7 protein-coding genes are annotated in these 11,474 nt (G+C 29.6%); all 7 read left to right on the top strand.

Annotation, left to right across the window (positions count from 1 at the left end; all coding sequences use genetic code 11):
- Positions 1-805, top strand: an 805-nt coding sequence (locus QK892_RS10950) for a sensor histidine kinase (protein ID WP_317273584.1), incomplete at its 5' end; no start/stop codon positions are given.
- A gap of 91 nt (positions 806-896) precedes the next feature.
- Entirely contained in the window at positions 897-1,847 is a 951-nt protein-coding gene (gene whiA / locus QK892_RS10945) for a DNA-binding protein WhiA (protein ID WP_317273583.1), read from the top strand.
- Positions 1,848-2,022: 175 nt separating this feature from the next.
- Positions 2,023-5,577 (top strand): DNA polymerase III subunit alpha, encoded by a 3,555-nt coding sequence (locus QK892_RS10940; protein WP_317273582.1) that lies wholly within the window; start codon positions 2,023-2,025, stop codon positions 5,575-5,577.
- Between the two features lie 419 nt (positions 5,578-5,996).
- Entirely contained in the window at positions 5,997-6,956 is a 960-nt protein-coding gene (pfkA, locus tag QK892_RS10935) for a 6-phosphofructokinase (protein WP_317273581.1), read from the top strand.
- Between the two features lie 94 nt (positions 6,957-7,050).
- Entirely contained in the window at positions 7,051-8,469 is a 1,419-nt protein-coding gene (pyk, locus tag QK892_RS10930) for a pyruvate kinase (RefSeq protein WP_317273580.1), read from the top strand.
- Positions 8,470-8,963: 494 nt separating this feature from the next.
- Positions 8,964-10,331 carry a 23S rRNA (uracil(1939)-C(5))-methyltransferase RlmD gene (rlmD, locus tag QK892_RS10925; RefSeq protein WP_317273579.1) on the top strand — a complete coding sequence of 456 codons (1,368 nt, stop codon included), beginning with the start codon at positions 8,964-8,966 and terminating at the stop codon, positions 10,329-10,331.
- Between the two features lie 199 nt (positions 10,332-10,530).
- Positions 10,531-10,923: a hypothetical protein gene (locus QK892_RS10920; RefSeq protein ID WP_317273578.1), complete on the top strand. Its 393-nt coding sequence runs from the start codon at positions 10,531-10,533 to the stop codon at positions 10,921-10,923.
- The last annotated feature ends 551 nt before the right edge of the window (positions 10,924-11,474 follow it).

Here is an 11,474-nt window from a genome sequence, read left to right as displayed (position 1 = left end):
AGCATCAAATATTCTTTTAAACATATTTATGTTTTTTATGATATTAAAAATAATATATGATAGTGATGTGTTAGCTAATACTACTATAATTGAGATTAACTTTCTTATTTTCGTTAACATAATATTTAATATAAGTTTTTATAGAGGATTACATAGCACAATAATAAAAAATAAAAATATAGAAGTGAAAAATACTTATAATCCTTTATTGGATGAAATAATTCAAAATATAAAGGCTACTGAGCATGAGTATAAAAATCATATAGGAATGATTTACTCAATGATTCAAGTGTCTGAAAGTGTTCCAGAACTTAGGGAGAGAGCAGGGAAATATATCGGAAACATTGAAAATACAAATGTTCTAAGTGATATTTTAGATGTTGAAAGTACAATAATAAAAGCAGTTTTATATAGTAAAGTGGAGGAATGTAATCAATTAAGAATTAGATTGAATTATGAAATAAAAACAAATTTGGAAGAGTCCTTACTTGATGATACGGAAATTACAATTATACTTAGCAATTTATTAAACAATGCAATAGAAGCCACTAAAAATGCTACTAATAAAGATATAAATATAGATATAAGCAAATTAGAAAGATATAAGATAGAAGTAAAAAACAATATCTCTGGATTAAATATAAAACCTGACGAAATTGAAGCTTTTTTTAAGAAGGGTTTTTCGAGCAAGGGGAATGGAAGAGGATATGGACTTTATAATATAAAAAAAATAGTTAAAAAATATAAAGGATATATGTATGCTAGATTAGTTGAGGATTATTTAGTAATTCAGATATATATTTAAGTTATATTAAGCTATAATTTACATCTAAATTTTTATTACTATTTATGTTATAATAACTTGATAAGAATAGTAATAAGGAGAAAGAGGCAATATGTCATTTTCATCAAAAGTAAAAGGGGAAATATGTAGATATTCAGAATTAACTAAAGAGGAAGCATTAGCAGAAATCTCAGCTATAATGAAGGTGAGTGGAACAATATCTTTTAGTGGATTAGGCTTAGCATTTAGAATTACTACTGAAAATCCTGCATCTGCAAGACATATATTTAGTTTGCTTAAGGAGCATTTTAATATACATTCAAAACTAATGGTTAAGAAAAGTAACTCTCTAAAGAAGAATAATATATATATGGTTCTTATAGAAGAAGAAATGGGAGTTAGGGATCTTTTAAGAGATACAGGAATACTTACAGAAGTAGAAGGTGTATTAACTTTAAATTATAGAATAGATAAAAGTATGGTTAGTTCAGATGAATTAAAAAGAGCATATATAAGAGGTGCATTTATAGGTGGGGGTAGTATTAGTAACCCAGAAAAAACCTATCACCTAGAATTCGTGACTCATAGTGAGGAATATGCGAGAGACCTATCTGCTCTTATTAACACTTTTGGATTAAACTCTAAAGTTATACAAAGAAAAAATAGTTTTATTATATACTTAAAAGAAGGAGAGCAAATCTCAAATCTATTAAGTATAATTGGAGCACATACTTCATTATTAGAATTAGAAAATATAAGGATAATGAAGGAAATGAGAAATAATGTGAATAGACTTGTGAATTGTGAAACTGCTAATCTAAGTAAGACAGTTAATGCAGCAGTTAGACAGGTTGAAAGTATAAAGCTTATACAAAGAGAAATAGGTCTACAAAGATTACCTCAAAATTTAAGAGAAATAGCAGAATTAAGATTAAGCTATCCAGATGAGTCATTAAAAGAACTTGGAGAGATGCTAGAGCCTCCAGTAGGTAAATCTGGAGTTAATCATAGATTAAGAAAAATAGAAAAAATAGCAGAAGAAATTAGATCAGGAACATACTAAAAGAATGTAAAATGAAGAATGTAAAATGAAGAATTAATGGGAAAACTCCATTAGGAGTTTTTTTATTAAATTCTTTTTTAGTAATTTGGAACAAATTACTTCCTTCATTATTCATTATTCATTTTTCATTATTCATTAGAAGCTGACTTGTTCAGCTTCTCCAGGAGGTGTTTATTTGGAAAAGAAATTTACGCACTTGCATCTTCACACTGAATATAGCTTACTTGATGGTTCTGGGAAAATAGAGAACGTAATAAGTAAAGCTAAAGAGTTAGGAATGGATAGTATTGCTATAACTGATCATGGAGTTATGTATGGTTGTGTAGCCTTCTACAAAGAGGCTGTAGAACAAGGTATTAAGCCTATACTTGGTTGTGAAGTTTATGTTGCTGCAAAGTCCATGGATATTAAGATAAGTGATAAGGAAAATAGTACACATCACCTTGTTTTATTAGTTAAGAATGAAGAAGGATATAAAAATCTAATGGAAATAGTATCAGAGGCATCCATTAGAGGTTTTTACTATAAGCCAAGGATTGACCATGATTTCTTAAGAGAGCACAGTGAGGGGATTATAGCTCTAAGTGCATGTCTAGGAGGAGAAGTCCAATACTGGCATCTTAAAGATAATTATGAAAAGGCTAAAGAAGTAGCACTTTTATATAAAGATATCTTTAAAGAGGGATTTTATTTAGAAATACAAAATCATGGAATGGATGAACAAAGGAAGGTAACAGAAGCAAATATTAAGTTATCTAAAGAAACGGGAATCCCATTAGTAGCCACTAATGATGTTCATTACATAAATCAGAGAGATTCAGCGTCTCATGATATTCTAATGTGCATCCAGACTGCAAAGACAGTGGATGACCCAAATAGAAGAAGATATCCTTCAGACCAATTTTATTTGAAGTCTCCAGAGGAAATGTGGGATATGTTTTCTTATATTCCAGAGGCATTAGAAAATACAACTAAAATAGCTGAAGAATGTAATTTTGATTATGAATTTCATGTATCGAAATTACCTAAATTCCCAGTACCAGAAGGTATTGAACCTTACGATTATTTAAAGAATCTTTGCTATTCAGGATTGATTGAAAGATATGACATATTCAATCAATTTTTAAATAAACCACTGAATGTTGAAGAATTTGTGGATTATTATAAAGAAAATGAAGAAGCTTGTGGATATATTGAAAGATTAGAGTATGAATTATCAGTAATTAAGCAAATGGGATATGTAGATTATTTCTTAATTACGTGGGATTTTATTAGATTTTCTAACGAAAATGGGATACCAACAGGACCAGGGCGTGGATCAGCAGCTGGATCAATAGTAGCATATACGCTAGGAATAACTAAGATAGATCCAATAAAATATAGCTTGCTTTTTGAAAGATTTTTGAATCCAGAAAGAGTAAGTATGCCAGATATAGATTCTGATTTCTGTTATGAAAGAAGACAGGAAGTTATAGACTATGTTGTTGATAAGTATGGAATAAACAATGTATCTCAAATTATAACCTTTGGAACTATGGCACCTAGAGCTTGTATTAGAGATGTAGGTAGAGCTATGAATTATTCTTATGCAGAAGTAGATAGGATAGCTAAGATGATTCCTACCATGCTTGGAATTACAATAGATAAAGCTTTAGAGATGAATCCAGAATTAAAAGCAGCTTATAACAATGAAGAGAGAGTAAAGCAGCTTATAGATGTTAGTAAAGACTTAGAGGGGCTACCTAGGCATTCATCTACACATGCAGCAGGGGTAGTAATAGCGTCTAAACCTCTAGTAGAGTATGTACCACTTCAAAAAAATGAAGACTCCATTGTTGCACAGTTTGATATGACGACATTAGAGGAATTGGGCCTACTAAAAATGGACTTTCTTGGACTTAGAACCTTAACAGTTATTAGTGATGCTGTTAAAATGATAAAGGAAAACCAAGGAGTAGAAGTCAATTTAGATAAGATAGGATTTGAAGATAAAGAAGTATATAAAATGATTGGAGAAGGCAAAACAGCAGGAGTATTCCAATTAGAGTCTCCAGGTATGACATCCTTTATGAAGGAATTAAAACCAGACTGTTTCGAAGATATTATAGCTGGTATTTCTCTTTATAGACCTGGCCCAATGGCTGAAATTCCTAGATATGTAGAGTGTAAACAGAATCCAGGCAAGGCTAAATACGAGACACCTGAATTAGAAGATATATTAAATGTTACCTATGGAGTAATGGTTTATCAAGAGCAAGTTATGGAGATAGTGAGAAAACTAGCTGGATATTCTATGGGAAGAAGTGACCTTGTAAGAAGAGCCATGTCTAAGAAAAAACATAAGGTTATGGAAGAAGAACGTAAAAACTTTATATATGGAGTAGTCGATGAGAATGGAAATATAGAAGTTCCAGGATGTAAGAGAAATGGAATATCAGAAGAAGCTGCAAATAAGATATTTGATCAGATGATGGACTTTGCTTCCTATGCATTTAATAAATCACATGCAGCGGCCTATGCAGTCATAGGATATCAAACTGCATACTTAATGAAATACTATCCTGTTGAAACAATAGCAGCTATGCTTAACTCAGTTATGGGTACTAGTGAAAAAGTAGCTCACTATATTGCTTTTGCAGAAAGTTTAGGAATACAAGTGCTACCACCTGATATAAATGAGAGTTACTCAAAGTTTACTGTTAAGGGTGATAAAATTATTTTTGGATTAGCCGCTGTGAAAAATGTAGGGTTTAATGTTGTTGAAGCTATAGTAGAATCTCGAAATAAAAAAGGTTCATTCGAATCATTGATGGATTTCATTAATAAGATAGATTTGTCATCAATTAATAAGAGAGCTATTGAAAGTTTAATAAAAGCAGGAGCCTTAGATTGCTTTGATGTTTATAGATCAAAATTATTAGCTGTATATGAAAAATTAATGGATGGAGTAGCTAATGAGAAAAAGAGAAATATAGATGGGCAAATTAGTTTATTTGGAGTTGAGGAGGAAATCGAACTTCCAGAAATTAATTATCCAAATATAAAAGAGTTTGCAAAGAAAAATCTATTGTCCATGGAAAAAGAAATGACAGGTTTATACTTATCAGGACATCCTCTAGATGAGTATGCAGATAGTCTTAAAGTACAAACATCTACTAATATAGAAAAGATATATAAGTCATATGAGATAATAAAAGAAAATTTTAATCCCAATGATTTACCTGAAGAAATAATTCATGATGAAGAAAGAGTAATACTTGGAGGAATAATTGCAGAGTATAATCAAAAGATAACTAGAAATAATACTATGATGGCCTTCTTAAAGCTCGAAGACTTAACAGGTATTATAGAAGTTATAGTATTTCCAAAAACATTAGATAAGGTTAGAGAAAATTTAAGAGAAGATGGATTAGTAGTTATTAAAGGAAGAGTAAGTATTAAGGAAGATGAACTTCCAAAGTTAATATGTGAAAGTATTGAACCTTTAGAAAAAATAAATACATCAAAAGTATATATTAGATCTAAGAATTTCCAAGAAGGAAAGGCATTGATGCAAGAATTGAAAAAAATGCCTGATTATTATAAAGGAGATACTACCGTATATTTGTTTACTGAAGATGATAGAAAAAGTTATAGGATGCCAAAGAATATCTGGGTAAACCTTGAATCGGATGCAGTAATTTATTTCAAAGAAATCATGGGAGATGAAAATGTAAAAGTTATAGAATAAATTAATTGAAGTTTATAATTGCTAATCAAAAAAATACAAAATTTAGCATTTATAAACTTCATTATTTTATTAAATTAATATATTTAAATGTTAATTTTTACATATAAGTATAGAAAAAATAAATAAAAAAATTTACAGAAGATAAAATAAGAAAAAAATTATTTATTCATATATAAATAGAAGTAAGTTAGGTTATAATATAACTTAGAAAGAATAAAAAAAAAGTCGATAAAAATCAGATTATTGCAGTTATTTTAGTTGCATAAACTGAATTAAGCAAGTACAATAAAAAAAGATGATAAAAAATAGTAAAAAATTATTAATGTGGTAAAAATTAAAATTATTATAGTAAATAAAAAATGGAAAATTCCACATATTGTGGGACAACCTTTGTCCCGGTGGTGTTAAGGAGGAACAACATGAAAAAAATAGCTATTTTAACTAGTGGTGGAGATGCTCCAGGAATGAACGCAGCAATAAGAGCCGTTGTAAGAACTGCTTTACATCATGGTATTGAAGTAATGGGAGTTCAAAGAGGATATAGTGGGTTAATTAATGGGGAACTATTCCCAATGGATAGAAAATCAGTTTCTGATATCATCCATAGAGGAGGTACTATATTAAGAACTGCTAGATGTCTTGAATTTAAAAAGGAAGAAGTAAGAATTAGAGCTACTAAGATATTAAAGGCTTATGGCGTTGATGCATTAGTTGTAATTGGTGGAGATGGATCATTTACAGGAGCTAAGCTTTTATCAAAGCTAGGTGTAAAGACTGTAGGTTTACCAGGAACTATAGATAATGATTTAACTTATACTGATTTAACAATAGGATTTGACACAGCTTTAAATACAGTAATAGATGCAATAGATAAAATTAGAGATACATCTACTTCTCATGAAAGAGTATCAATAGTGGAAGTTATGGGAAGAGATTGTGGAGATATAGCTTTATATGCAGGTATAGCAGGTGGAGCTGAATATATAATTACACCTGAAAAAGGTTTTGATAAAGATGAGCTTTGCAAAATAATATTAGAAGGAAAGCAAAAAGGAAAAATTCACAACTTAGTATTACTAGCTGAAGGTGTTGGGGGAGCTCAAGAATTAGCAAAATATGTTGAAGGTGTTACTGGAGTTGAAACTAGAGCAACAGTATTAGGACATATCCAAAGAGGTGGAAGTCCTACAGTGACAGATAGAGTTTTAGCTTCTAGAATGGGATCTAGAGCAGTTGAAGTTCTTATAGAAGGAAAAACTTCAAGAGTAATAGGAATAAAAAATAATGAAATAATAGATCAAGATATAGATGAAGCTTTAGCATTAGAGAGAAAATTTGATGAAAAATTATTTTCAATAGCAAATGAGATATCATCATAAATAGAAAGCCTTGATTTATTAATAAAAATATAATAAATTATTTAAAGGTAACCCAAAAAGTTATTATATACTTAATTAAAGGAGTGTTTTATACATGAGAAAGACTAAGATGATTTGTACTATAGGTCCAGCAAGTGATAGCCCAGAAATATTATCACAAATAATTGAAGCTGGAATGAATGCATCAAGACATAACTTTTCACATGGAGATCATGCAGAACATGCAGTAAGAATAAACTTAGTAAAAGAGTTAGCTAAGAAACATAATAAAGAAATAGCTGTAATGTTAGATACAAAGGGTCCAGAAATCAGAACAGGAAAGTTTGAACCTAAAAAAGTTGAATTAATATCAGGTAGTGATTTTGCAATATATGCAGGTGGAGATGTAGTTGGTGATACAACTCAATGTGCAGTAACTTATGAAGGATTAGCAAACGATGTTAAGCCAGGAGATACTATTTTAATAGATGATGGTTTAGTTGGTTTAAGAGTTGAATCAATTGAAGGTAACAAGATAAACTGTAAAGTTATGAATACAGGATTTGTAGGAACTCACAAGGGAGTTAATGTTCCAGGAGTTGCAATTAAGTTACCTGCATTAACAGAAAAAGATATAGCAGACTTAAAATTCGGATGTGAAATAGGAGTAAACTTAGTTGCAGCATCATTCATAAGAAAAGCAGCTGACGTTGAAGCTATAAGAAAAGTTTTAGTTGAAAATGGTGGAGAACACATTCAAATATTCTCAAAGATAGAAAACCAAGAAGGTGTTGATAATATAGATGCTATATTAGAAGCTTCTGATGGAATAATGGTTGCTAGAGGAGACCTAGGTGTAGAAATACCAATGGAAAAACTTCCAGCAGTTCAAAAGATGATAATAGAAAAATGTAATAATGCTGGAAAGCCAGTTATAACAGCTACTCAAATGTTAGATTCTATGATAAGAAACCCAAGACCAACAAGAGCAGAAGTATCAGACGTAGCTAATGCTATATATGATGGAACTGATGCAATCATGTTATCAGGAGAATCAGCAAATGGAGATTGGCCAGTAGAAGCTGTTCAAACTATGGCTAAGATAGCAGTAGAAGCTGAAACACAATTAAGCTATGAAATAGCTACTTCAAAAGCTAAGAAGCATACACCTGCTATAGCAGGAGTTATTTCAAGAGCTGCTGCAAATGCTGCTTACGAATTAAAGGCTTCAGCTATAATATCATCAACTCAAAGTGGAGCTACAGCAGGAAGATTATCTCAATGCAGACCAGATTGTCCAATAGTTGCTGTTACTCCAAATGAAAAAGTAGCTAAGAAATTAGCATTATTCTTCGGAGTGTACCCAGTTGTTTCAGGAAAAATGGAAACAACTGACCAAATGATGGAAGAATCAGTTAAGGTTGCTGAATCTAATGGATTTGTTGCAAAGGGAGATACAGTAGTAATTGCTGCAGGTGTTCCAGTAGATAAGATCGGTGCAACAAACCTATTAAAGATTAGCGTAGTAGAATAATAAGTAATAGTTAATAAGTAATAGTTAACAGTTAGGGAGTTGTGTCACTATATAGTTAGTGAACAACTCCTTTTTAATAAAATAACAATAATTGAAAATGATTATCAAATAAATTCAATAAAGAATAAAAATAGTTATATATTAGTATAAAATAAGTATAAATATAATATAAAAATAGATAATTAACAAAATGTTAACAATTATATTGATAAAAGTTACGTTATAATGTATATTATGTATTAAATAAAGTAATAATATTATTATGGAATTAAATGGCAACTAATTCTGGATTTGGGCATCATACGATGCCTTTTTTTTTGCTAAAATATAATAAATGTTTTGAAACTCCGTAAGGAGTTTCTTCGATAATTCTACATTTTACATTATTCATTTTACATTGTGCGCTAGCACTTTGTGTTTTACTTTTTTTTATGATATTATAAGATGAAACTTTGGAAATCACTAAATTTACAAGATTTTAAGAGGTGGATAATTTGGTTGAAAAGAATAATGAATATATATTAGATATAATAAGCGTGGGATATGAAGGTGAAGGTATAGCCAAGATTGATGGCTATCCTATATTTATAGAAGGTGCAATTTTAGGTGAAAAAGTAAAAGCATTAATAGTTAAGGTCAAGAAAAATTATGCTTATGGAAAACTATTAGAAGTTATTGAAGCATCTGAAGAAAGAATAGAACCAAAGTGTAAAGTTTATAAAAGATGTGGTGGATGTACAGTTCAACATATGAGTTATAAGAAGCAATTAGATTATAAGTTTGAAAGAGTAAAAGATTGTATATCAAAGATAGGTGGATTGGATAGCTCCTTGGTAGAATATCCAGTAGGGATGGAAAATCCAGAAAGATATAGAAATAAGGTTCAATTACCTGTTGGTATTGTAAAAGGAGAACTAAGTATCGGATTCTATGCTCCTAGGAGTCATAATATAATCAACTTAGATACTTGTCTAATTCAAGATAAGATTGCTGATAAGGTTGCAAAGCTTACTAGGGAATGGATGACAAAATATAATATATCACCTGCTAGCATTGATGGAGTTTTTAATAAGAATGGATTAATAAGACATATAATGATACGTAAGGGATTTACTACTAATGAAGTTATGGTAGTTTTAGTATCAACAAAAGAAAAAGTTGAAAATATTGATAAATTCATAGACTTAATTAAAGATAATGTAGAAGGAATAAAGAGTATTATATTAAATGTAAATAAAGAAAATACTAATGTTATTTTAGGGCAAAAGTGTATAACATTATGGGGAGAAGATACAATAACAGATTACATAGACAATTTTAAGTTTAACATATCACCACTTTCATTCTTCCAAGTAAATCCTGTACAAACGGAAAAGCTATATTCAAAAGCATTAGAATATGCAGGTCTAACAGGAGATGAAACAGTTTTTGATGCCTACTGTGGAACAGGAACAATAACACTTTTCCTTTCACAAAAAGCAAAAAAAGTTTATGGAGTTGAGATTATTGAGCCTGCTATTATAAATGCTAGAGAAAATGCTAGGATCAATAATATAGATAATGCAGAATTCTTTGTAGGTAAATCAGAAGAAATAATACCTGAATTAATAGAAAAGGGTATAGCTCCAGAAGTAATTGTCGTAGATCCTCCAAGAAAAGGTTGCGATATAAAATTATTAGAAGCTATAGGTAATGCAAAACCTAATAGACTTGTATATGTTTCTTGTGATCCGAGTACTTTGGCTAGAGATTTAAAAATATTAGAAGAAAAGGGATATAAAACAGAAAAAGTTCAACCTGTTGATATGTTTCCTCATACAAGCCACGTGGAATGTGTAGCATTACTGGAAATAAGAAATTAAAATTATATTGTCAAAACCGTCTAGATAAATTTTATCTAGACGGTTTTTATTATAGAAATAAATAAAGGACAGAATATGATGAAGAATAATTTAGTGCATGTTATAAGAATTAATTACTATATTGATATAACGGGAATTTTATGATAACCTATATTTTAATACAAAATATAACAAAATTTTAAATTATAGGGGGTTATTAATGGACAACTCATTTTCTGTATTTTTAGATACTTTTTTAAATGCTTGGAGAACATCATCTTTGATAGAGTTAAAAGAGTTAATTTCATACGAATATCAAGGAAGAGAAATAACAGGTGGAGACTTAACTGACTTTGGTTATGAAGAATCAGTCAATGGATGGGAACAGGGTTTTAATTTTGCGAAAGAAAATAGTGCCCAATGGAATATAAAAGTAGTTTCAATTATTCCATTAAGAAAAGATGAAACTATGGCTATTTTATCAGCTACTTTGGTTATACAAGGTAAAAGTTTAGAAACCGCAAATTTATTCTTTAATACCTTTAAAAAAATTAATAATATTGATTGGAAATTAGCAAGAAGTTATATTGAAGCGGGTATTACTTTTCAATAAGATAAGGAGTTAGAGCAAGAGATAACATAGGAAGTTTAAAGTTTTAATTAAATAATTAAGTATGGGTTATATTCCCTCAGACTTAGGAGTTTGGGGGAATTTTGATTTAGAGAGGATACTTTTACTCAAAACTAGGGAGATTTGTATTAAGGGATAGGTTTTATGTAAAGACCAACTAACCATTGTTTTTGGTGTTATGTATTTTTAAAATTAGAATGATGAGAAAATAGTCAATAAACTGATAAAGTGTATACTGATTAATCTTTTTAGAGATACTAAAAAGATAAAAAAACCTTATTAGTATTTGTTAAATATAAAAAATATTTAAAGAATAAATTTAGTTTTTCTTAAGACTTTTTTTATTAGTCCTTTAACTTTATATATTATAATAAGTGAATTAATTAAATTCTTGAATACCATTATTATGAAAAATGTTATTTATAGATAGTTCTACAAGAAGCAATACTTTCATGTATAAACTAATTGGAAGTAAAAAAGTTATGATTTAGAAATGTAGCTGGCCACTTTCAGATTTATAATTCCAACAGATA

Origin of the sequence: Clostridium lamae, from assembly GCF_033043255.1 — a bacterium.
GTDB classification, from domain to species: Bacteria; Bacillota; Clostridia; order Clostridiales; family Clostridiaceae; genus Clostridium; species Clostridium lamae.
This window is presented reverse-complemented; position numbering and strand designations above follow the sequence as displayed.

What these genes read in the sequence shown, in the direction of transcription:
- pfkA (WP_317273581.1), top strand. Translation starts at nt 5,997, where the DNA reads ATGAAAAAAATAGCTATTTTAACTAGTGGTGGAGATGCTCCAGGAATG.
- pyk (WP_317273580.1), top strand. Translation starts at nt 7,051, where the DNA reads ATGAGAAAGACTAAGATGATTTGTACTATAGGTCCAGCAAGTGATAGC.
- QK892_RS10920 (WP_317273578.1), top strand. Translation starts at nt 10,531, where the DNA reads ATGGACAACTCATTTTCTGTATTTTTAGATACTTTTTTAAATGCTTGG.
- whiA (WP_317273583.1), top strand. Translation starts at nt 897, where the DNA reads ATGTCATTTTCATCAAAAGTAAAAGGGGAAATATGTAGATATTCAGAA.